The organism is Reyranella sp. (assembly GCF_965229815.1).
Lineage (GTDB): Bacteria > Pseudomonadota > Alphaproteobacteria > Reyranellales > Reyranellaceae > Reyranella.
This window is the reverse complement of record NZ_CBDDJN010000006.1, coordinates 932397-956219: the sequence shown is the minus strand read 5'-3', so window position 1 is coordinate 956219 and position 23823 is coordinate 932397. Positions and strand designations below refer to the sequence as shown.

The window sequence follows — 23823 nt, the reverse complement described above, 5'->3', positions numbered from 1 at the left end:
CCTGCTATTCGGCGGCCGCCGCCACGGGCCAGTTGTCGATGCGGAAATAGGGTCGCGGTGCCCCCTGGAGGGCGACCTGGACGTCGACCAGGCTGCCGCAGTGACTGCAGCAGAGCTGGCGCAGGTGGAAGCGGCCGCTGTCGTAGTCCTCGCCGCGCACCGGCCCGGCGGCGTCGAGCGGCGCGCGCACCTCCCGGAGATGGGCGAGGAGATTGTCCTGCGGCCGGCAATGGACATGGCCGCATTCGCCACAGGTCACGGCCTCGCGGTCGAAGTCGATGACAAGCGTCCCGGCGACCGTGCGTCGGCCTCGGCCCGCGAAGGAGATGCTGGCATCCGTCGGTTCCGGCACGACGGCGCATTCTAGCCGGGCGGCGCGCAGTGCCCCTCGCCGGACCTGGGTGGCGGTTTCGTCCACCGCACCCTGACCGTCGAAGACGACGCCGTAGATGTCGTTGGCCGCCCGCGGCGACACGGCCTTGCGGGCGACGTCGAGCGCAACCCTGGCCGCCTCGCGCCGCAGCGGGTCGCCGTAGCCGCCGCCGGCCTGCCAGCTGTGATACCAGACGTCGCCAAGGTCCATGGACGACCTGGTGTGCTTGGGCGGCAGGATCTCGATGGTGCCCTGGATGTCCTCGAGCGCGCCGGGCAGCGGCTCTCCGGCCTTCATCCGGTGCGCGATGTCGGTGTTCAGCACGCGGGCGATGCGGATGGCGGCGCCGGGCATACCCCCGCCAATGCCGATCGCATTGGGCATCTCCGCGCCGGTGCCGGCGAACAGCCCGTCGAGCCGTCCGTCCGGCGCCTTGTGGACGGTGTAGGCGAGTTCGGCCGAGCGGCCGCCGCGGAACTGGCCGGGTCCGCCGGAATCCTTCAGGTGACGCCGGAAGAGGTAGAGAACGGGATATTCGGATTCCTGGTCCTCGATGTTCGGCATGTTGGGCGTCGTGTTGAACACGATGCCCGCCGTGTCGACGCCGTCGTCGTAGGTACGCGCCCCGCCGCCGCCGCCGAAGTGGCTCATCTCGGTGGCGGCAAACGGGAAGCCGTGCTGGCTGGTGCCGGCGAAGATCGGCGCCATCGAGGTTCCCGACCATACCGCCATGGACTGCTCGCGGTAGCGCTCGTCGGCCATAAGCATCTGCGACAGGCATCGCCACGAGGCGTCGATGGTGACGATCACCGCCGAGATCGTCGCCATGGCGCAAGGGGCGGGATAGGCGCAGTTGTTGACGGTGCCGGGCGTGGTGATCAACTCCAGGCAGTCCCGCACGCCGCGATTCCAGGGAATGTCCCAGCACAGGTTGATGTAGACCGCCGAGAGGACGGCCGCCTGCAGACCCGAATAGGTCGAGTTGATGAGCCCGCGGGCGTTGGGGCTGGTGCCGCTGAAGTCGAAGGTCAGCGCCTCTCCCTGCTTCGTCATCGTGCAGACGATCTGGTAGATCTTGGTCTCGTGGCCGTCATGGTCGATGTACTGCACGTCGCGCCAGACGCCGTCGGGCAGTTCGCGCAGCCGGCTCCTGAGCTTCTCGCGCGCATGGTCGATCGACTGAGCCATCACGGCCTTCACCGTCTCCACGCCCCAGCTCTCGACCAGCTCGAGGATGCGGCGGCGGCCGGTGTTGAGCGCCGCCACCTGCCCCTTGACGTCCAGCCCGACCAGCGGGTCACGCACCTGGTTCAGGATCCAGCGCAGCACGTCCTCGCGCATCGTGCCGCGGTCGACCAGCTTCACCGGAGGCATGCGCAACCCCTCCTGGTGGACGTCGACGACCTTGATCGAGAAGCCGCCCGGATCCATGCCGCCGGTGTCGAGCTGGTGGCCCGAGGCGCCGATCCAGCCGATCAGCTCGTCCTGCCAGTAGATGGGCGCCACCGTCGCGAAATCTGGGTGGTGGATCGCCCCCAGGTAGGGATCGTTGCAGATGAAGATGTCGCCGTCGTTGATTCCGACGTCGCCGCTCAGGCGCTTGGTGCTGTCGACGATCAGCGGCAGGACGTTGCCCTGGGTCACGATGTAGGGGCCGACCGACACCAGCGCGCCGTCCGGCTGCATGATCGCGGTCGCCGCGTCGTTTCCGGTGATCAGAACGTTGGAGCCCGAGCACCGCATGTACTGGATGCCCATCTCCTCGGTGATGCTCAGCAGGCGGTGATTGAGGACCTCGAAGGTCACCGGGTCGATGCGCGTGCTACTTATGGCCACCGCGGCCTCCCTTGACGTCGCTGCCGATGAGGATGTGGGTATGGCGGAACGCGTCGATGTCGGCCGATTGCCCTGCCAGCACGACGATGGTCGTGCCCGGATGCTCGATCACTGCCGGCCCCTCCAGATGCGTGCCGGGCGGCAGCGACGGTCCGTCGTAGATCGGCGTCCGAACCATGGCCTTGCGCCGAGGGCACCAGACGTCGCGCATCGACGACGGTGCGGCCGTGCCGCCCGGCGCCTCCTCCTTCCACGGTGCCTTGTCGACGACGCCCACCGCGTCGACGCCATAGTTGATCAGCTCGATGCCGGCGTCGGTCAGTCCCGATCCCGGGCCGAACAGGCGCTCGTATTCCTTCTCGAAAGCGGCTGCGAGCTGGCCGACGGCGGCGGCATCCACGACCGCCGGCGCCGGGATCCGCAGCTGATGGACCTGGCGGCGATAGCGCGCCTCGACCCAGCGATCGTAGCGCCGCCGGCCCTCGGGAACGTCGGCCCGCGCCAGGGCCTCGGCCCCTTGCCTCTCCATCCCGGCAAAGATCGCTTCGATCCTCGTAGGATCGTTGGGCAACACGATCGGCTCGGAGAATTGCAGGCTGAAGCGGATGTCCGACAAGGCCGCGCCGTAGGCGGAATGGACGGTCGCGAAGTACGGGACCAGGACCTTGGCCGCGCCCGCCTCGGCGCCGTACGACGCGGCATGGACGGGGCCCGCCCCGCCATAGGCCATCATGACGAAGTCGCGCGGATCGTGGCCGCGCTCCAGCGTGCACTTGCGGATCAGGTCGGCCATCTGGCTGTCGACCACGCGCCGGATGCCGGCCGCCGCCGCCAGCACGTCGCCGCCGAACAGCGGGTCCGCCACCTTCTCCCGGATCGCTTCGAGCGCGCGATCGCGGTAGAGCTTCATGCGGCCGCCGAGGAAATTGTCGGGATCGATGTACCCCAGGGCCACGTCCGCGTCCGTCACGGTCGGCTCGCTGCCGCCGAGCCCGTAGCAGGCGGGTCCTGGATAGGACGAGGCGCTTTTCGGCCCTATGCGCAGCCGACCGCCGTCCACCCAGGCGATCGAGCCGCCGCCCGCTCCGATCGAGGCGACGTCGATCATCGGCAGGCGGAGCTGGTACTGGTTGAGGACGGTCTGGGTATTGTAGCTCCAGGCGCCGCCTTCGATCACCGCGACCTTGAAGGTCGTACCCCCGACGTCGGTCGCGATGACCTTCGGATGACCGAGCCGCGCGGCCATGTGGGCGGCGCCGACGACGCCGGCGGCCGGACCTGACTCGATCGTGTAGATCGGAACCGTCTGGGCCACGGTCGCCAGCCCGCCATTGGCCTGGACGATCAGGAGCTTCTGCCGGAGGCCTGCCTCGGCCAGGGTGCGCTCGAGCCGGGCCAGATAGCTGTCGATGACCGGGCCGACATAGGCGTTGAACAGCGCCGTGGCGCTGCGCTCGTACTCGCCCATCACGGGCGCGATGTCCGCGGACACCGACACGTAAAGGTGCGGCGCCTCGCGACGGATGATCTCGGCAGTGCGTCTTTCGTGTGCCGGATTCTGATGCGAGAATAGATAGGCAACGGCGACCGCCTCGTAGCCCTGCTCCACCAGGGAGCGGGCAGTGCGGGCGACCTGCAGCTCGTCGAGCGGCGTCACGACGTCGCCGTCCGCGTCGACGCGCTCGCTGATTTCCACGATGTCGCGCTCGTCGACCAGCAGCCGAGGCTTTGACGTGGCCCGGTAGTGGTGGCGCTCGAACACGCTGAGCCCGGCAACGCGGCCCGCCGCCCTCATGATCGTCAGAGTGTCGCCGAATCCGCGCGTCGTCAGGACGGCGGTGCAGGCGCCGGTAAAGGCGAAGACCGCATTGCTCGACTGGGTCGTCGCATGGACCATTCGATCGGTCCGCTGCAGAAGGTCGCGGACACTGGTAGACAAGTTGTCGGCTGCATTGGCGAGGCCGTCCATGACGCCCTGCTGCAGGTCGGCCGGCGTGGTCAACGCCTTCCCCATGACCGTATGGCCATTGCGATTGTCGATGGCGATCACGTCCGTGAAGGTGCCGCCGATGTCGACCGCTATCGTGTACACGTTGCCTGATCTCCGGGATAACGAACGATGTCGTTCAATTTTTCAGTGTTTTCAGTGGAACACTGAAACTCCCCATCGTCAACCCGCGCCTCCCCCATGCCCCGCCCCTACATCAACAGTCGCGGCAGCCACAGCGAGGCAGCCGGCACGAACGCGAATACGAGATAGACCGAGAAGATCACCGCGATGAAGGGCAGCAACGCCCTGCTGAGCTGCTCGATCGTGACGTTGCCGACGCTGCAGCCGATGAACAGGCACAGGCCGACGGGTGGCGTCAGCAGGCCGATCACAAGGCCGAACACGAGCACCACGCCGAAATGGACTGGATCGAAGCCGTAGGCCTGGGCCGCCGGCAGCAGCACCGGCGTCAGGATGATGATCGCCCCGGAAGTCTCGAGGAACAGGCCGACGATCAGCAGCAGGACGATGACAAGGCCGAGGAACGCCCAGCGATTGTCGGTCAGGGCCAGGAACCCGTCGGCCACGGCCTGCGGCACCCTCTCGAACGCGAGCACCCAGCCGAGCAGGTTCGCCGCCGCAACGATCAGCATGATCGTCGCCGAGGTGATCGCTGCCGCGGCGATCAGGCGCCACATGGTCCGCGGGCTGAGCGTCCGCATCGCCAGCCCCACCACCATGGCGTAGACGACGGCGACCACCGACGATTCGGTCGGCGTCACGATCCCGCCGATCACCCCGCCCACGATGATGACGGGCATAAGCAACGCCAGAAGCGCGATGCGGAAGCTGGCGAGAAAGCCCGACGCCCGCACCATCCAGCCGACCGGGCCGCCGCTCTCCGCCTCCGTCACGGGCATGTTGCGCAGCAGGTAGCGGTTCAGCAGGAGTAGCGCCATGCCGACGGCCACGCCAGGCGAGGCGCCGGCCAGGAACAGGGCGCCGATCGAGCTGCCGGAGGAAATCCCGTAGACCAGCATCGGAATGCTTGGCGGGATCAACGGGCCGCACAGCGACGATGCCACGGTCACCGCGGTCGCGAAATCGCGCCGGTAGCCCTGCTTCTCCATCGCCGGAATGAGGATCGGGCCCAGTGCCGCCACGTCGGCAGTCGCGGCCCCGGTGATGCCCCCGAAGAACAGGCTGCTGAGCACGTTGACCTGGGCGAGGCCACCCCGCCAGCGCCCGACAAGGTGATTGGCGAACTGGACCAGCCGGCTGGTCAGCTGTGCCTCGTTCATCAGGGCGCCCGACATGATGAAGAACGGGATGCTCATCAGGACGAACTGGTCGAGGCCCGCGAACAGCCGTTGCGGCACCGCCGACAGCGGTGCGATTCCGCTGGTCACGAGGTAGATCGACGTGGCGATTCCGAGCACGAAGGCGATCGGAACGCCGATGACTAGCAGGCCCACGAACCAGGCGACCAGCCCCGTCACAGCGTGCTGACCCCGGCGCTCGGCTTGGCGGCCGTGACGATCGCCTCGATCGCCGCCACGGCGATCAGTGCCCCGCCCACGGGGATTGCCAGGTTCACCCAGGCGATGTCGATCTGCAGGGCCGCCGAAAGCTGATGGCGGGCAAAGTTGCGGGCTGAGAGCGCCCATCCCGTCCAGGCCACCAGGCCGCCGAAGCCCAGGATCAGCAGGTGGACGACCCGCGAAACGGCGAGGCGCAGCCGGGCCGGCAGGCGCTCGACCAGGTTGGTGATGGCGACGTGCCCGCCCTGCCGGTAGGCGACGGCGGCGCCGACCATCGAGCTCCACACCAGGGCGTAGCGCGCCACCTCCTCGGACCAGACGAGGCTGTCGTCGAGGAGGTAGCGGCACACGACCTGGGCTGCCATCACGCCCAGCGCAAGGGCCAGCGCGGCGCCGGCCACGAAGACGGCCAGCCTCTCGAACAGGAGGTCGAGCGCTCTGCTCATGGCCGGCCGCCTCACGAGACTGCGCCTATTTGCGCAGCGCGACGATCTCGGCCAGCAGGTCTTCGGCCTTGAGCTGGGCGGCGTACTTCGCCCAGACCGGCTTCAGCTTCTCGACGAACGCCGGCGCGTCGACCTGGGTGATCGTGACACCCTGCTCGACGAGCTTCTTGCGGATCGAGGTCATCTTGTCCTTGAAGACCTGACGCTCGTAGACGGCGGCCTCCTTCATGGCATCCTGGACAATCTTCTGGTTGGCCGGCGACAGGGACGCGAAGTACTTCTTGCTCATGATCACCGGACGCGGCTCGGAGACAAAGGTGATCTGCTCCCAGTCGGTCATGTTCTTGGCGACCTCGGCGATCTTCAGCGTGTCGACCGACAGCACGTCGAGATGTGCGCCCTCGATGACGCCCTGCTTCAGGCCGGTATAGACCTCGGTGTAGGGCATCGGAGTCGGGTTGGCCCCGAGCGCCCGCATGGCGTCGACCAGAACCGGCGTCTCGATGACGCGGATCTTCACCCCGGCGAGGTCGGCAGGCGTCTTGACCGGCTTCTTCACCGTCTCGATCGGGCTGTCGCCGGTGCTGAACCACGCAAGCACCTTGAAGCCGGCCTGCTGCTCGATGCGGTCGGCCAGCTTGACGCCGACCGGACCGTCGGCGATCGCCGCCATGTGGCTCTGCCCCTGGATCAGGAACGGAACCTGGACGATGTTGTAGATCGGCGCCAGGTTGGCCATCGCGCCGGCACCGACGCCGATCTGGATCGAGCCTTCCAGGATCGCCTCGTTGATCTCGCGCTCGTTGCCGAGCTGTCCGCCGGGAAACAGCAGGACCTTGATGTCGCCCTTGGAGCGCGCTTCGACCAGTTCCTTGAACTTCTTCGCGCCATCCATGTAGGGGAAAGATTCGGCGGTGATCATCGCAAAGCGGAGCGTGATCGGCTCGGCCACGGCCGCCTGAGCCCAGCCTATGGCCAGCGCAGCGGCAGTCAGCGCCAGCAACGGAATCCTCTTCAACATCGCGTCACCTCATTCGACATCGGTCGCACACGGCGGTGGCGGAGGTGACGGCGCGATGCCGGCATTCAGTGTCCCGACTAGTCCGGCGCCCCATCCCGGCCCGGCCCGCGCGAACCCCCACTCGATTGGTAGGAGTGCGCCAGCATTCTTACAAGAAGCAAATTTTGTTCAGTCCGTACTGATTTCGGCAACACGCTGCCGAATTTTACTGTTTTCAGTAACCGCCAACAGCGGGGATCGTCAGTTCAGCCGATGGCCCGGCGATAGGCCTCGAGCAGCCAGACGTTGAACTGCTGCAACGTCGTCTCGAGCGGCCCGTAGATCCCCTCTGGCAGGAAGCGCGAGCTCTTGGCCGCCTGCATGCCGCGGTTCACCGGGACGTCCTGCGCCCAGATCTTCGACCCGCCCTCGCTCACCGCCTTACACCGGTCGAGGAAGTCCGGCAGGTCGAGCGTGCTCTGCGGCAGCAGCCAGCCGCCGTAGGTCACGCGGTCCGAACCGGCGAAGGTCGCGGTGACGGCAGTCGGGCGGATCAGCGTGTAGGCGACGGTGCCGGGCGCGAACATCATGGTCAGGCTGGGCGGCAGCATGGCGAAGGTGATGCGTCGCCGCTGCTCGGGCGGCAGGGTGGCGATCGCCGGGAAGGCGGCGTCCGGCCCCCAGCCCTCCTTCATCATGCCGCCGTCGGGCGTGCGCATCGGAACGCTGCGCACGATGGCATTGTCGCCCGGCTTCATCTCGGTGAAGCGCACGCCGTCGCCATCCATCACGCTGGGTGCGAAGTCGTGGGTGCCGATGTGCACGTACTCGGGATGATAGGCGTCGGTGAAGTTCTCGACCTGGACCTTCCAGTTCCAGGGGAGCGGCGTGTCGCTCATCGCGGGCGGCAGGGCCTTGAGGCCGGTCGCCTCGTAGCCGGCCCAGAGCGGCTCGAGCTTGGCGAGGCTGGGGCCGAGCGGCCGTGCCTGAGGATCAAGGTTCACGAAGATGAAGCCATGCCACAGCTCGACCCGCAGCTGCGGCAGGCGAACCGTCCGGCGCAGCGCCTGCACGGCGTCGGCGCCCCCCATGCGAGGCGCGCCGGCCAGCCGGCCCTCGAAGTCGTAGGTCCAGAAATGCAGCGGGCAGCGGAGCGCCTTTCCCTTCTCCGGGCAGGGAATGATCTCGCCGCGGTGCTGGCAGATGGCGGACAGGGCGCGGATCGCACCGTCCTCGCCGCGCACGACCAGGACCGGCTCGCCGGCGACCTCGGTCGCGAGGCAGTCCCCCGTGTCCGCGACCTGCTCGACCCGGCCGACGCAGATCCAGGTGCGGGCGAAGACCTCGGTCTTCTCGAAGGCGAAGAATTCCGGCTCTGTATAGCAGCCCGCCGGCATCATGCGTTGCTGGACCGCCGCCTCGTCCAGCCCGGCGATCTCGGCCAGCAGCGCCTCGACGGCAGGCGGACGAACCCGCCCCGTGGCGCCGCGCTTCGAGACGATCGTGTCCATGGTTCTCTCCCCTTGCCGCCCCTGGGGGGCAGCAAGGCCCGTGCCATTGGCATGCATGTTGCCTCGTTCTCCGGGGATTTCAGGTGTGGAGGTCATATGCGCAAACCATCCAAGGCGGTCGCGATCGGGGCCAACGGACTTTCCCGCCGCCAGCTCGTCGGGGCTGCCGCCGGCGCGGCCGCCGTGGCCGCGGGAGCGGCCTTCCTGCCGAAGAAGGTCTTCGCGCAGAAGAAGGTGACGGTTAAGTACACGCTCGGCTGGCTGCCCGAGGGCGCCAACATCTGGTCCTACGCGGCCAAGCAGTTCTGGGCCAAGTCGGGCATCGACGTGGTCATCGAGAAGGGCACGGGCTCGGCGGCGGCGACCCAGGCGATCGCCCAGGGCAAGTACGAGTTCGGCATCCCGGCGGCGCCCAACTCGATCCAGCAGGCGGTCAAGGGCCTGCCGCTCCTGTCGCTCGGCTGCTTCAACTACGACACGACCATGGGCGTGGCCGTCCGGCCGGAAGGGCCGATCAAGGCGCCGGCCGACCTCAAGGGCAAGAAGGTCGGGTCGACCCTCACCTCGGGCGAATACCCGTTCCTGCCGGCGTTCCTGAAGAACGTCGGCCTGACGATGAAGGACATCCAGTCGGTGGCCCTCGACAACAAGGTTCGCGAGGTTGCCCTGATCGACAAGCAGTGCGACGCGATCACCTGCTTCATTGCCAGCGCGCTGCCGAAGCTGATGGCCGCGGGCGTCAATCCGCGGGTGTTCCTGTACAGCAAGTACGGCCTGCCCTTCTACGCCCACTCGCTCACCACGACGCCGGAGTTCTTCGCCAAGGAGAAGGCGCTGTGCGAGGCGATGACGATGGGCCTGTCGGAGGGCGTCAAGTTCGCCCTGCTGAATCCGTCCGAGACGATCGAGATCCTGTTCAAGGAAGTGCCCGAGCTCAAGCTCGCATCGACCGCCAAGGAACAGCTCGAGATCGGCATGGGCGTGTGGGCGGCCAACTACTGCTCCAAGACGCCGATGGAGAAGGGCGTCGGCTTCGCCGAGCCGGCGGTCTACGCCAAGATGACCGAGCTCATCCTCGAGAACGCCTCGGCGCCGGGCGACAAGAAGCCCGACCCCAACGCCCTGTTCACCAACGAGTTCGTCGGCAAGCTCAAGCTCACCGACGCCGAGTGGGCAAAGGCCAAGGCGGCCTCGTCGAAGTACGCGCTGGGATGACCAGCGCGACCGCGCTCCGCATCGAGCAGCCGGCCGCCGTCGCGGCGGCCGGTCCCGACTACGTGGTCGTCGACCGGATCTCCAAGGTCTACAACGAGGGGACCCGGCAACAGGTCGAGGCGGTGGCCCCGACGACCTTCACGGTCAAGGCGGGCGAGTTCGTGGCACTTCTCGGCCCGTCGGGTTGCGGCAAGAGCACGCTCCTGATGATGGTCGCGGGCCTCGACACGCCGAGCCGCGGCACCATCGCCGTGGCCGGGCATCCGCTCGCCGCCCCGCGCGCCGAGACCGGGATCATGTTCCAGGACCCGACCCTTCTTCCCTGGAAGAGCGCCCTCGACAACGTGCTGTTCCCCTTCCAGGCGGCCGATCGGGGCACCGGCCCCAAGGATGCCGCGACCGTCGCCCGCGCCGCCGGGCTGCTCGACCGGGTGGGGCTCAAGGGCTTCCATCATCACAAACCCCGCCAGCTCAGCGGCGGCATGCGCCAGCGCGTCGCCATCTGCCGGGCGCTGGTCTACGAGCCCGACCTGCTGCTGATGGACGAGCCGTTCAGCGCCCTCGACGCGATCACGCGCGACGAGATGAACCTCGTACTGATGAAGATGTGGGAGGAGCATCATCGGACGGCGCTGTTCGTCACCCATTCCATCCGCGAGGCGGTCTATCTCGCCGACCGCGTCCTGGTGATGAGCAGCCGCCCGGGCCGTATCATCGAGGACGTGCGTATCCCCTTCGCCCGTCCGCGTGGCCTGGAAATCGGCGAGACGGTCGCCTTCAACGAGATCTGCGGCCACCTGCGCGGCAAGATCCAGCACGTCCCCCACTGACCATGGCCCGCCCGGCCCCCTCGCTGACGGCGACCCTGGACCAGTTCCGCGCCTTCATGCTGCCCGCCGCGTTCGGGGCCGGCCTGCTGCTGCTGTGGCAGGTCGTGGTGATGGTGTTCGACTATCCCAAGGTGATCCTGCCGGCGCCGTCGGACATCGGCGCCGCTCTGGTCGGCGACTTCGACCAGATCTGGCGGCAGACGGTGCCTACGGTGCGCGACACGCTGGCGGGCTTCGCCGTCGCGACGGTTCTCGGCGTCGGGCTGGCCTCCCTGCTCTCCTTCAGCCGCCTGCTGCGCGACGCGATCTATCCGCTGGTCGTCGTCATCCAGCTCGTGCCGAAGATCGCCTGGACGCCGCTGTTCATCGTCTGGGTCGGCATCGGCTGGCCGTCGCGCATCACCATCGCCGCCTTCATCGGCTTCTTCCCGATCTTCATCGCCATGATGGCGGGGCTCGAGGCCACCGACCGTTCGTTCGTCCGGCTGGGTCGCGGCCTCACGGCCAGCCCGTGGCGCACCTTCTGGCTGATCCGCCTGCCGGCGTCGATGTCCTACCTGTTCGCCGGCCTCAAGATCGCCGTCACGCTGGCGGTCATCGGCGTCATCGTCGCCGAGTTCATCTCCTCGTCCGAGGGGCTGGGCTTCCTGATCCTCAAGGCGGCGGCGCTGCTGCGCACGGACCTCATCCTGGCGGCCATCGCCGTGCTCTGCCTGATCGGCCTCGTCTGCTATGGCGCAGTCCACGCCGGCGAGCTGGCCATCCGGCGGTGGCAGGGCGAATGACCGACATCGGCCTTCCCCTCGCCAGGACGCGAGGCTACGACCTCGCCGGCCTCGCCCGGTCGGCCGCCCGCACGCTCGCGCCGCCGGCGGTCGCCTTCCTGCTGCTGATCGGCGGCTGGGAGCTCGTCAGCCGCAGCGGCGTCGTCAGCACCCGCCTCCTGCCGGCGCCGAGCCTGGTCTACGCGACCCTGACCCGCTCGCTCGACGTGCTGCTCGAGCAGGCGCAGCCGACCTTCTGGGGCGCCGTGGCGGGGATCGCGGCCGCCGCCCTTCTCGGCATCGCGCTCGGTCTCGCCGTCTCCTACTCGGCGACGCTGATGCGCATGGTCTATCCGACGATCATCTTCTTCCAGCTCATCCCCAAGGTGGCGCTGGCGCCGGTCTTCCTGCTGTGGTTCGGAACGGGCTTCGTCGCCAACGTGACCTTCTCCGTCTTCATCGCCTTCTTCCCGGTGCTGGTCGCCACGATCACCGGCCTGCAGGCGGCGCCGCCCAGCTACGAGCGCCTGTGCCGCAGCCTGATGATGGCGCGGCCGCGCATGTTCCTCACTGTCAAGCTGCCCTTCGCCCTGCCCCACATCTTCGCCGGCCTGCGGATCGGCGTGACCTTCGCGGTGATCGGAGTCGTGCTGGGCGAGTTCATCACGGCCCAGACCGGGCTGGGCTACATCATCCTGTTCTCGGCCAACAATTTCGAGACAGCGCTCCTCCTCGCCGCCATCCTGCTCCTGTGCGGCGTCGGCATCGTGCTGTTCGCCTTCTTCCTGGCCCTCGAGGCGGTGGTGATACGGCTCTACGACAGCCGGTAGCCACCCACGCTCCTCAGCGGAAGAGCATCACCGGGATCCTGCAGGCGCGGATCATCTCCGTCGTGGTCGAGCCGATGATCAGGCTGCGCACGCGCGAATGCCCGTAGGCGCCCATCACCAGAAGGTCGGCGCCGCTCCGCTCGATGGCTGCCGCGATCGCCTTCTCCGACGGTCCCGGCTCGACGGTCGGGTCGACCGCCAGCCCGCCGCCCCGCAACTGCGCAGCGGCCGCGTCGAGCCGTCGGCGCACCTCCGGCCCGTCCCGTCCCGCCGTCACCAGGGAGACGGCGAGTCCCGCGAAGAGCGGCGAGCGAGACACATGGTCGACCGCCTTCAGCGCGCTCGGTCCGCCATCGAAGGCGATCAGGACCCGGGCGATCGGCCGGAAGGCGCGCGACGCCGCCAGGATGGGCCGATGGGAGCTGCGGACGACCCGCTCGATGTTGGAGCCGAGATGCAGGCGGGCGAAGTCCGCCGCCTCTCCGCGCTTGCCGATGACGATCAGCTCGGCGGCCTCGCGCGCCGCCAGTTCCTCGAGCAGATCGCCGTTGCGCAAGCTGATGCCGACCTCGGCGACACCCGCCGCCGCCACCCGGGTCCTGACCTCGTCGAGCACGATCCGCGCCCGCTTCTGCAGGAGCTTCGCCCGCTGGGCGTCCACGGCGGCCAGTTCGGCCAGCAGCGATTCCTGCATGTCTGCGGTAATGTTTCCGCTGAGATCGGCGGCCGGGACCTCGCGCCGCCCCAGCACCTGCAGCAGCTCGACGCGGCCGCCGAGACGTCCGGCCGCCCAGGCCGCATGGTCGGCGACGCTGTGGGAATAGAGCGAGCCGTCGATGCAGGCGACGATCGTCGTCATGTCCACGCCCTCCCGTTCAATGGCTGCCGAGCTTGTCGAGCGCGCCGGGTTCGTCGTGGATGGCCAGGCGGTCCACGATGGTCTCGCTGGCCCGATTGAGGCCGATCAGCTCGACCTCGGCCCCCTCACGACGAAACTTCAGCACGACCCTGTCGAGCGCGGCAACGCTCGAGATGTCCCAGATATGGGCGGCGGCAAGATCGATCGTCACCTTCTCCAGGGCTTCCTTGAAGTCGAAGGCGGCCGTGAAGTCGTCGGCCGAGGCGAAGAAGAGCTGGCCCTCGACCTTGTAGGTCCGTGCGCGACCATCATCGGAGGCCACCGAGGTGACGCGGAAGAGCTGGGCGATCTTCCAGGCGAAGAAGATGCCCGAGAGCAGCACGCCGAGGACGACGCCGACGGCGAGATTGTGGGTCAGCACGACGCCGGCCACGGTGGCCAGCATCACGACGCTCGAGGAGCGCGGATGGGTGCGGAGGTTGCGGATCGACACCCAGCTGAAGGTACCGATCGAGACCATGATCATCACCGCCACCAGCGCCGGCATCGGCATCTGCTTCACCCAGGGGCCCAGCACCACGATCAGGAACAGCAGGAACATGCCGGCGCAGAAGGTCGAGAGGCGCCCGCGACCGCCCGCCTTCACGTTGATCACCGACTGGCCGATCATGGCGCATCCGGCCATGCCGCCGATGAAGGCCGTGGCCATGTTGGCCACGCCCTGCCCGACGCATTCGCGGTTCTTGTCGCTGCCCGTGTCGGTCAGGTCGTCGACGACCTGTGCGGTCATCAGCGATTCGAGCAGGCCGACGGCGGCGATGCCTGCCGAATAGGGCAGCACGATCAGGAACGTCTCGAGGGTGAGCGGAACGTCGGGCAGCAGGAACACCGGCAGGGTCGAGGGCAGTTCGCCCATGTCCCCGACCGTCCGGACGTCGAGCTTCAGCAGGATCGAGACCACCGTCAGCACGACGATGCAGACGAGCGGCGACGGCACGGCCCGGGTCAGCCGGGGGAAGCCGTAGATGATCGCGAGACCGGCCGCGACCATCGCATAGGTGACCCAGGTCACGCCGATCAGCTCCGGCAGCTGCGCCAGGAAGATCAGGATGGCGAGCGCGTTGACGAAACCGGTCATCACCGATTTCGAGACGAAGCGCATGACGTAGCCCAGGCGCAGCAGGCCCGCCCCCACCTGCAGGACGCCGGCCAGCACGGTCGCCGCCAGCAGGTACTGCAGGCCGTGCTCCTTGACGAGCGTGACCATCAGCACGGCCGTGGCCGCCGTCGCGGCCGATATCATGCCTGGACGGCCGCCCACGATGGCGGTGATCACCGCGATCGAGAACGAGGCGTAGAGGCCGACCTTGGGATCGACGCCCGCGATGATCGAGAAGGCGATGGCTTCGGGGATCAGCGCCAGGGCCACGACCAGCCCGGCCAGCACGTCGCCCTTGATGTTCCCGAGCCATTCGCTGCGCAGACGCGACCAGGAAAGTGACAGCAACAATCTCTCCATGCCGCGCCACGGCACGAGCGTTCCGGGCGGCGACGGTTGGTGATGGACGGGAGAAGACCAGGACGTCCGCGCACGCTCCGGTGCGGAGCGAGGACGGCGGATCAGGACGTCAGGTCAGGGCGGCGTCATGACAGATGCAATGCAACGGGCATGCCGGAAAGACAAGGTCGTTTTGTCCTGTCCGGTCCGGCGCGGCCCGGATCCGCCGCGCCTACTCCGGTGCGGACGCGAGCTGGTGCGGCGGCAGGCCGGCGATCTCGGCGATCAGCTTCTTGGTCAGCGCACGGCCGAAGGCGCGATGATCCTCGGCCACGACCGTGAAGGCGCCGGAGCCGCCGATGACGTTGTCCTGGAAGTACTTCTCGAGGCCGCCCGGCGGGTTGGTGTGGTCGGGCCGCAGCGATTCCTCGAGCGGCGTCAGGATGACGAGACCGTTGATCACGATGCCCTTGGCAGTGGCCTCGTCGCGCGCGTCGCCCGCCGGGCGCCCCGAGACGTTGGTGCCGTCGCCGGACACGTCGATCACCCGCCGTTCCGAGGAGAAGGGCGCGCGATCGATCTGCCCCACGGCGAAATCGATGGCACTGCTGATCGACGTGGAGCCCATGAAGGAGCGCGGCGCCTCGACCAGACGGCCCGCGAAGGCGTGCGCCGACGCATCGTCACCGATCACGGTCCAGTCGATCACCACGTTCTGCTGGCCGACCGTCGCCCATTCGACGAAGCACACGGCGATGCGCCGATGCTGCCCCGAGGTGATGGCGCGCAGCACATCCGGATGGGAGATCGCGGCGGCCGCGCCCTCGCGCTGAAGCCGGAACTTGGGTTCGGTCACGCTGCGCGACACGTCGGCCGCCAGCACCAGCAGCAGGTCGACGGGATCGGCCGCCCGGGCCGCGCTGCCGCCCCAGGCCAGCGCCAGACCCAGCAACGCCGCCAGCAGTCTCCTCGCCTGAGTCATGTGTCCATCTCCGGCCCGGCCAGGAGTCGACGGTGCCGCACCGGGACCGGCTCCGGCAAGGGCCGGGCCTTCACCTTCGCTGCATTACGGCAATGCTATTCCGAAGGCCGCCAGGCCGTTCTCGTAGGCAATCGCCTTCTGGCGCGCCGGCGACAGCGAGGCCAGGGCCTGCAGGTTCTCCTCAGGCACCGGCCAGGTCGTCCGGTCGAGCACCGCGTCGCCGACATGCGGCCGGAAGAACGGATGATCCGTGCCGAACATGATCCGCGACGGATCCGCGAAGGCCTCCAGCGCCGCGAGCGCCGGCGGATGATAGGAGATCGAATCGAACCAGCACTGCCGGAGGTAATGGCTGGGCGGCTGGGCCAGGCCGAAATCCTTGGAGATGTCGTTCTTGACGCAGGAATCGAGGCGGCCGGCCAGATAGGGCAGCGTGCCGCCGGCATGGGCGATCAGCAGCTTGAGCGCCGGATGGCGCTGCAGCGTCCCGCGCAGGATCAGCAGCGCGACCGCGATCGAGGTCTCGAAGGTGAAGCCCAGCGCCAGCATCATGGCGTGGCCGGTGTCGGGAAACAGGCCGTGGCCGACGCCATAGTGCGGATGGATGAACACGAACAGGCCGGCATCCGCCGCCGCCTTCCAGATCGGCTCGAAATCGGGATCGTCCAGGCCCTTGCCGCGGCCGGCCGAGCCGACGATGACGCCGCGCATGTGGGGATGCCCCGCGATGCGGCGGAGTTCGGCGGCGCAGGTCTCGGGCCGCTGCAGCGGCAGGACGCCGAAGCCCAGGAGGCGGCCGGCGGATCCGGCGCAGATCGCCTCGAGGTCGTCGTTGAGCTGGGCGGCCAGGGCCGGCGCCTCCTCGGGTTCCACGAAATCGATCCAGGGGTTGGCCGGGCTCACCACCGATACGGCGATGCCGTGCTGGTCCATGAAGGCGAGCTTGCGGGAGACCTCATGGAACTCGCCGCCAATGGGGCGGCCGGCGGACGTCGAGGTATCGGCCTCCTCGTCCGGCAGGATGACCAGCCGGTCGCCGCCGGCGCGCGAGACGACGCGCGGGACCTTCGTGCGCTGCCGCAGCAGGGCCATGTAGCGCGGCAGGTACATATGGGTGTGGACGTCGATCAGCGGCAGGGTCATGGGCCCCGGGAAGCAAGGGCCGCGCCAGCGGCCCCTTGCCCCTGTCCTGCCGTTCCGCCGACCGACGGCGGCTAGAATTCCAGGAGATTGTCGCGCAGGTGCTTGTGGGCGTAGGCCTTGCGCGTGACGCCCCGGCGCTGCAGCTCGGGCACCAGCCCGTCGCAGACCTCGATGACGTAGCGCCGGTCGAAATAGCTGTTGAAGATCAGGAAGCCGTCGCCGCCCACCTCCTCCATGATCTCCTGCATCATGCCGGCGACATGGTCTGCGGTGCCGGTGAAGTCGATGCCGCCCTTGCGCGTGTAGCTCTGCAGGATCGAGCGCGGCGTCTTGCCGATCCACTTGGCCAGCGAGGACTGGTGGCCGTTGGTCGTGAGGTGGGACGGCAGGGGCTCGTCGAGATCGAACTTCGAGAAGTCGATGCCGGTCAGGCGCGACATGCCGGAGAGATGCAGGTCGAGATGCTGCTCGGCCTCGCGCTGCTCCATCTTCGAGCGCTCGCGGGCGGCCTCCATGCTGACGTCGATGATCGGATGGGCGAGGAACAGGACCTTGATGTCGTCCGGATTGCGGCCGAACTCGGCGGCCTGCTTGCGCACCAGCTCGCGGTAGGCCTTCATGCTCTCGATGCTGCCGCCGCCCTCGGTGATGATCGTGTCGGCCCAGCGCGAAGCGAAGCGCTGGCCGCGCGGCGAGCCGCCGGCCTGGCAGATCGGCACCCGGCCCTGCGGTGAGCGCGGCGCGTTGATCGGCCCGCGCACCTTGAAGTACTTGCCCTCGTGGTGGATCGCATGGACTTTCGAGCCGTCGGCGAACATCGGCTTCTCGCGGTCGAGCACCACGGCGTCGGGCTCCCACGCTTCCCACAGCCGGGTCACGACGTCGGCGAACTCGTCGGCCACGTCGTAGCGTTCGTCGTGCGGCCGGTGCTTGTCGTGGCCGTAGTTCTGCGCCGCGCCGTCGTTGCTGCCGGTCACGCAGTTCCAGCCGACCCGCCCCTCGGTCGTGTGGTCGAGCGAGTTGACCAGGCGCGCCAGCAGGTACGGCGGATACTCCGACACGGAGAGGGTCGGCACGATGCCGAGATTCTTCGTCGCCATGGCGAGGTACGGCACCAGCACCGCCGGATCGAGCTTGGGCGCGCTCGCCGCATACTGGAGATAGGCGTTGTGCGAGCCCTGGTAGGTGTAGGGCACGTTCGAGGAATCCTCGATGATCATGTAGTCGAAGCAGGCCCGGTCCATGCCCTTCGCCAGGTCGACGAAGATGTCGGGCATCATCCAGCGATTGAGGTCGCTGCCGGGAAAGTCGCTGCGCCAGGCCTTGGGTCCGTAGCCCTGGGACAGGAACCAGGCCAGGTGGAACATCTTCTTCATGACGAGGACCTCTCAACGCGGCTCACGGGCATCGCCCCGGCTTGGCCGGGAACTGGACGGGCCAGTTCCACGGCCTGCCGCTGGCGGAAAAGCTCGATCTTGTGGACATAGCGGTCCGGCCTCACCCAGAGATCGGAGTAGTAGACGGCCGTGCCCTCGATATCGAAGTAGGCGCGCTGCAGGAGCAGCAGCGCCGTCCCTTCGGCGACGTCGAGGCGGCGCGCGAGATGACGGTCGGCGGCCACCGCCGACGAGGTCTGCTGGACGCGGAAGGCCTGGATGCCGCAATGCTTCTCGATCAGCGGGATCACGCGGGCGGAGTGCATCTGCTGCGCCATGTCCGCCGGCAGGCGGTCCGCCAGGTGCTGCGGCAGGTGGGCGGCGCAGAAGCCGATCGGTCCTTCGGGCCGCACGCGGCTCCACGATATGCGCATCATGCCCTCGCCCGGGGGCAACTGGAGCAGCGCCGCGACGCGAGGATCGGCGTCGTGCGCCAGGCTCTCGATGCCGTGCAGATCGAAGCGCGCCTCGGGGTCGTGGATCTGCAGGTCCTCGAGCGCGCGGGCGCTCCAGTCGGGCCGGGACGGATTGCTCTCCAGCACGAAGGTGCCGCGCCCCGGGAAGCGCCGGACGAGCTGGCGCGCCACGAGCTCCTCGACCGCGGAGCGCGCGGTGTGCCGGCCGACGCCGAACTCGGCCATGATCTCGCTGTCGGTCGGCAGCTGCGAGCCCAGGCGATAGAGGCCCGTGGCGATGCGCTCGCTCAGCACCTGGTAGATGCGGTAGTAGGCGGGGATCGGGTCGCGACGCATGGCTCTCTCCCTATTTTCTTTCCGTGCGTCGCGGGTCTAGCGTCTCGCGCAGCCCGTTGCCCAGCAGATTGACGCCCAGCACCAGCAGCACGATCGCCGCACCCGCGAGGTTGGCGATCCAGGGCGCCACCAGCAGACGGTCGCGTCCCTCCGCCAGGATGTTGCCCCAGGTGGCCGTGGGCGGCGGCAGGCCGAGGCCGAGGAAGCTGAGCGCCGTCTCCTGCAGGATGAGCTGGCCGACCTGCAGGGTGGCGATCACCGTCAGGACCGGCGACATCTGCGGCAGGATGTGCCGCCACATCACGTAGCGGCCACCCGCCCCCGAGGCGACGGCGGCCTCGACGAAGGGTCGCTCGCGCAGGCTGCGCGTGAGGTTGAAGGCGACCCGGGTGTAACTCTCCCAGCCGGCGAAGCCCAGGACCAGGATCAGGACGGTGACGCCGCCGCCGAACACCGCGACGACCACGATCGCCAGCAGGATCTCCGGGATCGCCTGGTAGCCGTCGGCGAAGCGCATGATGACCTGCTCGGTGCGGCCGCCGAGATAGCCCGCGACCAGGCCCAGCGTCGTGCCGACCGACAGCGCCACCACCATCGCCATCAGCCCGACCACGATCGACAGCCGCGACCCGTAGATCAGCCGGGACAGCAGGTCGCGGCCGAAATTGTCGGTGCCCAGCGGATGGGCCCAGGTGCCGCGCATCTCCCAGACGGGCGGACGCAGGCGCAGCATCAGGTTCTGGGCATAGGGGTCGTAGGGCGCGAGCTGGTGGGCGAAGATCGCCACCAGGCATATGCCGACGACCAGCGTGACGCCGATCTGGATCTTCAGGCGCGGGCCGAACCACTTCATGGGTTCACCGCAGCCGGATGCGCGGGTCGATGGCGGCCTGCACGAGGTCCACCGCAAGGTTGGCGAGGACGATGGTGACCGCCACGACGAACACCGCCGCGATCACGATCGGTACGTCCCGCTGGAAGATGGCGCTCACCATGAGACGCCCGACCCCGGGCCAGGCGAAGACCGATTCGGTGACCACCGCGCCGCCCATCAGGCGCCCGAGCTGCAGCCCGACCAGGCTGACCACGGGGTTGATCGCATTGGGCAGGACGTGCCGCCACAGCGCGCGGGCCGGGCCGGCGCCGCGTGCCCTCGCCGTGACCACGAACTGCTCGCGCATGGTCTCGAGCACGCTCACGCGCGTCACCAGGATGAAGTTCGGCACCAGGAAGGTGGCCAGGGTGATCGTCGGCAGCACGAGATGCTCGAGGCCGCCCTGCCCCGATGTCGGCAGCCATTGCAGGTCGAGGGCGAAGAGCTGGATCAGCAGGATGCCGAGCCAGAAGCTCGGCATCGACTGGCCGAGCACCGCCAGGACCGAGATGACGAAGTCGGGGATGCGGTCCTTCCATACCGCGCAGGCGATGCCACCGAGGATCCCCAGCACGATCGCCAGCAGGAGGCCGAGCGCCAGCAGCTGCAGCGTCGCGCCCAGCCGCTCGCCGACGATGTCCATGGCCGGCTGCTTGAACTGGATCGAGGTGCCGAAATCGCCCTGCGCCAGGTCGAGGAGGAAGTAGCCGAACTGCACCGCCAGCGGCTTGTCGAGATGCAGCTCGGCGCGAAGCACCGCCTCCTGCTCCGGGGTAGCGTCGAGACCGAGATAGATCGCCACCGGGTCGCCGGTGAGGCGCAGGACGACGAAGACGAAGGCGATGACGAAGATCAGCGGCACCGGCACCAGCAGGAGCCGCCGCAGGAGGTAGCGCATGGTCAGGCCACGGGGCGCTCATCCCGGGACCGCGGCCCAGCGGGCCGCTCCCCGGGACGGTGATGTGCCTTGGCCCGCATGCCGGTGCCCTACTTCACGCTGACCTTGCTGAGGCGCAGCAGGGAGTCGCGCGAGGGCTTCCAGCCCGACACCTTGTCCGAGCGGCCCGAGATGCGCGGCAGGCCGAACAGGAAGATGGACGGCATCTCCTCGTGCATGATCTCCATCATGCGGTTGTAGGCCTTGAGACGCGCCGCCTCGTCGAGGGTCGAGCGGGCTTCGGCCCACAGCTTGTCGAACTCGGCGTTGCTCCAGTAGTTGCGCTTGCCGACCTCGGTGTACCAGACGGTGTTGAAGTCGGCGTCGCCGACGCTGAACCAGCCGACCTGGTACATCGGGCCCTGGTCGCGGCTGCGGTCGAGCTGGGACCACACGCCGCCCTCGACGACGTTGACGCTGGTCTTGACCCCGGCCTCGGTCATCATGCCGGCGACGGCATTGGCGATGTCGACGTCCGACAGGTAGCGGCCCGACAGCGTGTTGATCTTGTTCTGGAAGTCCTTCGGATAGCCCGCCTCGGCCAGCAGCGCCTTGGCCTTGGCCGGATCGTAGGGGCGCGACTTGATGTTGGGGTTGTAGCCGAAGGTCGACTTGGTCACGAGCTGCCCGTCGAGCACCGAACCGTAGCCGCCCAGCATCTGCTTCAACAGCGTCTGCTTGTCGATCGCATAGTCGAGCGCGATGCGCACGCGCACGTCGTTGAACGGCGGCTTGCGGGTGTCGAACGTCTGCACGAGGCTGACCGAGGACTCGACCGCGTCGACCTTGAGGTTCTTGCGCTTCTCGACCGACGGCAGGAGGTCGACCGGGATCTCCTCGATGATGTCGGTCTCGCCGGCCACCAGCGAGGCGACGCGCGTCGCCCCTTCGGGGATGGCGCGGATCCGGAGCTTCTTCACGGCCGGCGCGCCGTCCCAGTAGGCCTCGTTGGCGATCAGGTCGTAGTGATCGCCCGCGACCCATTCGACGAACTTGAAGGGACCGGTGCCCATCGGCTTCTTGTGAGCCTCGGCGAAACCGACCTTCTCGGTATGGGCCTTGGACTCGATGGGAATGTCGGCCAGGCCGCGCAGCAGCAATGGCGCCGGCTTGGCGGTCTTGATGTCGATCGTGTAATCGTCCACGACCTCGGTGCCCACGACGCCGGCGATGCGCGTCTTGCGGGCGTAGACGGTCTTGGGATCGATGACATAGTCGATCGTGAACTTGGCGTCCGCGGCGGTGAACGGCGTGCCGTCGTGGAACTTCACGCCCTTGCGCAGATGGAAGCGCCACTGGGTCGGGCTGATCGCCTCCCACTTCTCGGCCAGCGCCGGGATCAGCTTGTCGTCGCTGTCGCGGGCGATCAGGGGATCCCAGGTCTGGTAGCAGAGGCTGAGCGTGATGTAGGCGCCGCCGGTCGGCGCGATCGAATCGGTGAACAGCGACGCGCCGACGACCAGCGAGTCCTTGGCGTGCGCGCCCGGCGCACCTGCGCCGACGGCGAGCGCCGCGACGACGAATGAAGCCAGAAACCGACGCATGCTCACACCTCCAGAACGATGGCTAGTTCTTCCCCGCTGACGGACCCTGCTGCTCACGCCAGCGATCGTCCCGCGGCAGGCGCGGGTTGTAGGGTCGCTCGCTGTAGTACGGCAGCAGTGGCCTGAACCATTCGAAGATCCGCCGGAGCTCGCCGATCGGTTCCTCGTGCACGTCGACGCGCAGGTCGATGTAGGCGAACGGCTCGTCGCCATAGACGAGAAGCGACGACGAGAAGTGACCGTCCGCCTGGCCGCCGGCGCGCCCGCCCGCCTCGACGGCGCGCACCAGGCGTTCCTCGATCAGCTCGGCACCGGTGGCGCGCATCGAGGCGGCCATCGCCTCGGTGACCTGCGGGCCGACGATGCCGTTGCCCATGACCAGCCAGCCCTCGCCCACGATGTGGCCGGCATAGGCGCCGTTCTCGGATCCCGTCATCGCAGCGGCGTGACCCCAGGCATCGACCACGCCGATCTGGCGCAGGCCGGCGTTGGGATCGCTGCTCTCGAGCTCGGCCACGATCTTGGGCGCGTGATAGCCGATGCCGATCAGGCGGGTGCAGAGCTGCCACAGGCGCGGATCGGCGATCGCCTGCACCGAGGCCGCGCCCATGCGCGGGATCACCACCGGGCAGCGGTTGCCGACGGCCGGCGCGTGAGTCGCCATCGCGACGCCCAGCATCTTGGTCCTGGGGCAGCGGGCGACGACGGTGAAGGTCACGCCCGCTTCTCCTTCTTCGCGCGCGCCCGCTCCTCGACCCAGTCCTCGACGACGCCGAGCGCCGCCGGCTGCCAGGGGCGCGTCTCGTAGTACTCGATCTGCGGCCGGTAGAGGTCGAAGACGCGGCGCAGCTCGCCGATCGGCTCGACATGCTCGTCGACGCGCAGGTCGACCAGCGGATATTCCTGGTTGCGGTAGACGACGAGCGCCGCCGAATGCTGGCCGCCATGCTGGCCGCCGGCATCGCGACCGGCCTCGAGCGCCGACATCAGCCGCGCCTCGAGATCGTCGCCCTTCATCTTCCGGAACGTCTCGGCCATCTCCGACGCGGTGCGCTCGGAGATGAGGCCGTTGCCCATCGCGACCATGTTCGGCTCGCAGAAGTGGCCCGACCAGTCGTGGTTTTCCTTGCCGGTGCGGGCCACGGCATTGCCGTCGCGGTCGATGACCGAGATCTGGCGGTACTCGATATGGGGATCGCTGACGGCGATCTCGTCGAGGACCCGGCTCGCCGAGTAGCCGAGGTCGAGCAGCCGCAGGCCGAGCGGACCGAGCCGGGGATCGGTGACGGCCATGGTGACGACGACGCCGAGTCCCGGCTTCACGAACGGGCAGCGCGAGCCCACACCGATCGGGCGGGTCGATATGGCGACGCCGTACTTCCCGGTCTCGGGGCAGCGCGCCGAGATCGCGAACGTCGAGAATTCCTCGCCCAGTGGCCCCAACATTGCTTGTTCCTCAATT

At 68.3% G+C, this 23823-nt stretch carries 21 protein-coding genes; 4 read left to right on the top strand and 17 right to left on the bottom strand.

The genetic code is table 11. The features are described from left to right. Positions 1-4: 4 nt before the first annotated feature. The 6 genes from ACO073_RS15970 to ACO073_RS15945 all read right to left on the bottom strand — a co-directional run bounded on the left by ACO073_RS15970 (position 5) and on the right by ACO073_RS15945 (position 8697). On the bottom strand, positions 5-2209 hold the full coding sequence (locus tag ACO073_RS15970) for a hydantoinase B/oxoprolinase family protein (protein ID WP_421998600.1): 2205 nt from the start codon (positions 2207-2209) through the stop codon (positions 5-7). Next, the gene (locus ACO073_RS15965; RefSeq protein ID WP_421998598.1) at positions 2196-4301 is read right to left on the bottom strand and encodes a hydantoinase/oxoprolinase family protein; all 2106 of its coding nucleotides are present in this window, start codon (positions 4299-4301) and stop codon (positions 2196-2198) included. The genes ACO073_RS15970 and ACO073_RS15965 overlap by 14 nt, the downstream gene beginning before the upstream one ends. Positions 4302-4408: 107 nt before the next feature. Further along, entirely contained in the window at positions 4409-5698 is a 1290-nt protein-coding gene (locus tag ACO073_RS15960; RefSeq protein WP_421998597.1) for a TRAP transporter large permease, read from the bottom strand. Then, positions 5695-6186, bottom strand: a complete 492-nt coding sequence (locus tag ACO073_RS15955) for a TRAP transporter small permease (protein WP_421998596.1) — start codon at positions 6184-6186, stop codon at positions 5695-5697. The genes ACO073_RS15960 and ACO073_RS15955 overlap by 4 nt, the downstream gene beginning before the upstream one ends. Before the next feature lie 25 nt (positions 6187-6211). After that, a complete protein-coding gene (locus tag ACO073_RS15950; RefSeq protein ID WP_421998594.1) occupies positions 6212-7207 on the bottom strand; it encodes a TRAP transporter substrate-binding protein in 996 nt (331 codons plus the stop codon). Positions 7208-7452: 245 nt separating this feature from the next. Further along, positions 7453-8697, bottom strand: a complete 1245-nt coding sequence (locus tag ACO073_RS15945; protein ID WP_421998593.1) for an aromatic ring-hydroxylating oxygenase subunit alpha — start codon at positions 8695-8697, stop codon at positions 7453-7455. Positions 8698-8793: 96 nt separating this feature from the next. On the opposite strand from ACO073_RS15945, the gene ACO073_RS15940 reads away from it, so the two are divergent. The 4 genes from ACO073_RS15940 to ACO073_RS15925 are packed head-to-tail and all read left to right on the top strand — an operon-like array spanning position 8794 to position 12336. After that, positions 8794-9912, top strand: a complete 1119-nt coding sequence (locus ACO073_RS15940; RefSeq protein ID WP_421998592.1) for an ABC transporter substrate-binding protein — start codon at positions 8794-8796, stop codon at positions 9910-9912. Then, positions 9909-10742: an ABC transporter ATP-binding protein gene (locus tag ACO073_RS15935; RefSeq protein WP_421998591.1), complete on the top strand. Its 834-nt coding sequence runs from the start codon at positions 9909-9911 to the stop codon at positions 10740-10742. The genes ACO073_RS15940 and ACO073_RS15935 overlap by 4 nt, the downstream gene beginning before the upstream one ends. 2 nt (positions 10743-10744) lie before the next feature. Next, positions 10745-11527, top strand: a complete 783-nt coding sequence (locus ACO073_RS15930) for an ABC transporter permease (protein WP_421998590.1) — start codon at positions 10745-10747, stop codon at positions 11525-11527. After that, positions 11524-12336 carry an ABC transporter permease gene (locus ACO073_RS15925; RefSeq protein WP_421998589.1) on the top strand — a complete coding sequence of 271 codons (813 nt, stop codon included), beginning with the start codon at positions 11524-11526 and terminating at the stop codon, positions 12334-12336. Before ACO073_RS15930 ends, ACO073_RS15925 begins: the two co-directional genes overlap by 4 nt. Before the next feature lie 13 nt (positions 12337-12349). On the opposite strand, the gene ACO073_RS15920 is transcribed toward ACO073_RS15925, so the two are convergent. The 11 genes from ACO073_RS15920 to ACO073_RS15870 form a co-directional block, all read right to left on the bottom strand. Beyond that, positions 12350-13195, bottom strand: a complete 846-nt coding sequence (locus ACO073_RS15920; RefSeq protein ID WP_421998588.1) for a universal stress protein — start codon at positions 13193-13195, stop codon at positions 12350-12352. A gap of 16 nt (positions 13196-13211) precedes the next feature. Continuing rightward, complete coding sequence (locus ACO073_RS15915; RefSeq protein WP_422002157.1) at positions 13212-14699, bottom strand: SulP family inorganic anion transporter; 1488 nt, start codon at positions 14697-14699, stop codon at positions 13212-13214. Between the two features lie 226 nt (positions 14700-14925). Beyond that, positions 14926-15675: a DUF1194 domain-containing protein gene (locus tag ACO073_RS15910; protein ID WP_421998587.1), complete on the bottom strand. Its 750-nt coding sequence runs from the start codon at positions 15673-15675 to the stop codon at positions 14926-14928. An 84-nt stretch (positions 15676-15759) separates the two neighbouring features. Further along, positions 15760-16818: an amidohydrolase family protein gene (locus ACO073_RS15905; protein WP_421998585.1), complete on the bottom strand. Its 1059-nt coding sequence runs from the start codon at positions 16816-16818 to the stop codon at positions 15760-15762. Between the two features lie 71 nt (positions 16819-16889). Beyond that, positions 16890-18194 carry an NtaA/DmoA family FMN-dependent monooxygenase gene (locus tag ACO073_RS15900; RefSeq protein ID WP_421998584.1) on the bottom strand — a complete coding sequence of 435 codons (1305 nt, stop codon included), beginning with the start codon at positions 18192-18194 and terminating at the stop codon, positions 16890-16892. Continuing rightward, positions 18191-19006 carry a GntR family transcriptional regulator gene (locus ACO073_RS15895; protein ID WP_421998582.1) on the bottom strand — a complete coding sequence of 272 codons (816 nt, stop codon included), beginning with the start codon at positions 19004-19006 and terminating at the stop codon, positions 18191-18193. The genes ACO073_RS15900 and ACO073_RS15895 overlap by 4 nt, the downstream gene beginning before the upstream one ends. Positions 19007-19016: 10 nt before the next feature. Beyond that, positions 19017-19859 carry an ABC transporter permease gene (locus ACO073_RS15890; RefSeq protein ID WP_421998581.1) on the bottom strand — a complete coding sequence of 281 codons (843 nt, stop codon included), beginning with the start codon at positions 19857-19859 and terminating at the stop codon, positions 19017-19019. A 4-nt stretch (positions 19860-19863) separates the two neighbouring features. Further along, positions 19864-20778, bottom strand: a complete 915-nt coding sequence (locus ACO073_RS15885; RefSeq protein WP_421998580.1) for an ABC transporter permease — start codon at positions 20776-20778, stop codon at positions 19864-19866. 89 nt (positions 20779-20867) lie between these two features. After that, the gene (locus ACO073_RS15880) at positions 20868-22361 is read right to left on the bottom strand and encodes an ABC transporter substrate-binding protein (protein WP_421998579.1); all 1494 of its coding nucleotides are present in this window, start codon (positions 22359-22361) and stop codon (positions 20868-20870) included. A gap of 22 nt (positions 22362-22383) precedes the next feature. Next, positions 22384-23079: a DUF1028 domain-containing protein gene (locus ACO073_RS15875; RefSeq protein ID WP_421998577.1), complete on the bottom strand. Its 696-nt coding sequence runs from the start codon at positions 23077-23079 to the stop codon at positions 22384-22386. Further along, entirely contained in the window at positions 23076-23807 is a 732-nt protein-coding gene (locus ACO073_RS15870; RefSeq protein ID WP_421998576.1) for a DUF1028 domain-containing protein, read from the bottom strand. The genes ACO073_RS15875 and ACO073_RS15870 overlap by 4 nt, the downstream gene beginning before the upstream one ends. Between the last annotated feature and the right edge of the window lie 16 nt (positions 23808-23823).

What these genes read in the sequence shown, in the direction of transcription:
- ACO073_RS15955 (WP_421998596.1), bottom strand. Translation starts at nt 6,186, where the DNA reads ATGAGCAGAGCGCTCGACCTCCTGTTCGAGAGGCTGGCCGTCTTCGTG.
- ACO073_RS15950 (WP_421998594.1), bottom strand. Translation starts at nt 7,207, where the DNA reads ATGTTGAAGAGGATTCCGTTGCTGGCGCTGACTGCCGCTGCGCTGGCC.
- ACO073_RS15945 (WP_421998593.1), bottom strand. Translation starts at nt 8,697, where the DNA reads ATGGACACGATCGTCTCGAAGCGCGGCGCCACGGGGCGGGTTCGTCCG.
- ACO073_RS15940 (WP_421998592.1), top strand. Translation starts at nt 8,794, where the DNA reads ATGCGCAAACCATCCAAGGCGGTCGCGATCGGGGCCAACGGACTTTCC.
- ACO073_RS15935 (WP_421998591.1), top strand. Translation starts at nt 9,909, where the DNA reads ATGACCAGCGCGACCGCGCTCCGCATCGAGCAGCCGGCCGCCGTCGCG.
- ACO073_RS15930 (WP_421998590.1), top strand. Translation starts at nt 10,745, where the DNA reads ATGGCCCGCCCGGCCCCCTCGCTGACGGCGACCCTGGACCAGTTCCGC.
- ACO073_RS15925 (WP_421998589.1), top strand. Translation starts at nt 11,524, where the DNA reads ATGACCGACATCGGCCTTCCCCTCGCCAGGACGCGAGGCTACGACCTC.
- ACO073_RS15920 (WP_421998588.1), bottom strand. Translation starts at nt 13,195, where the DNA reads ATGACGACGATCGTCGCCTGCATCGACGGCTCGCTCTATTCCCACAGC.
- ACO073_RS15910 (WP_421998587.1), bottom strand. Translation starts at nt 15,675, where the DNA reads ATGACTCAGGCGAGGAGACTGCTGGCGGCGTTGCTGGGTCTGGCGCTG.
- ACO073_RS15905 (WP_421998585.1), bottom strand. Translation starts at nt 16,818, where the DNA reads ATGACCCTGCCGCTGATCGACGTCCACACCCATATGTACCTGCCGCGC.
- ACO073_RS15900 (WP_421998584.1), bottom strand. Translation starts at nt 18,194, where the DNA reads ATGAAGAAGATGTTCCACCTGGCCTGGTTCCTGTCCCAGGGCTACGGA.
- ACO073_RS15895 (WP_421998582.1), bottom strand. Translation starts at nt 19,006, where the DNA reads ATGCGTCGCGACCCGATCCCCGCCTACTACCGCATCTACCAGGTGCTG.
- ACO073_RS15890 (WP_421998581.1), bottom strand. Translation starts at nt 19,859, where the DNA reads ATGAAGTGGTTCGGCCCGCGCCTGAAGATCCAGATCGGCGTCACGCTG.
- ACO073_RS15885 (WP_421998580.1), bottom strand. Translation starts at nt 20,778, where the DNA reads ATGCGCTACCTCCTGCGGCGGCTCCTGCTGGTGCCGGTGCCGCTGATC.
- ACO073_RS15880 (WP_421998579.1), bottom strand. Translation starts at nt 22,361, where the DNA reads ATGCGTCGGTTTCTGGCTTCATTCGTCGTCGCGGCGCTCGCCGTCGGC.
- ACO073_RS15870 (WP_421998576.1), bottom strand. Translation starts at nt 23,807, where the DNA reads ATGTTGGGGCCACTGGGCGAGGAATTCTCGACGTTCGCGATCTCGGCG.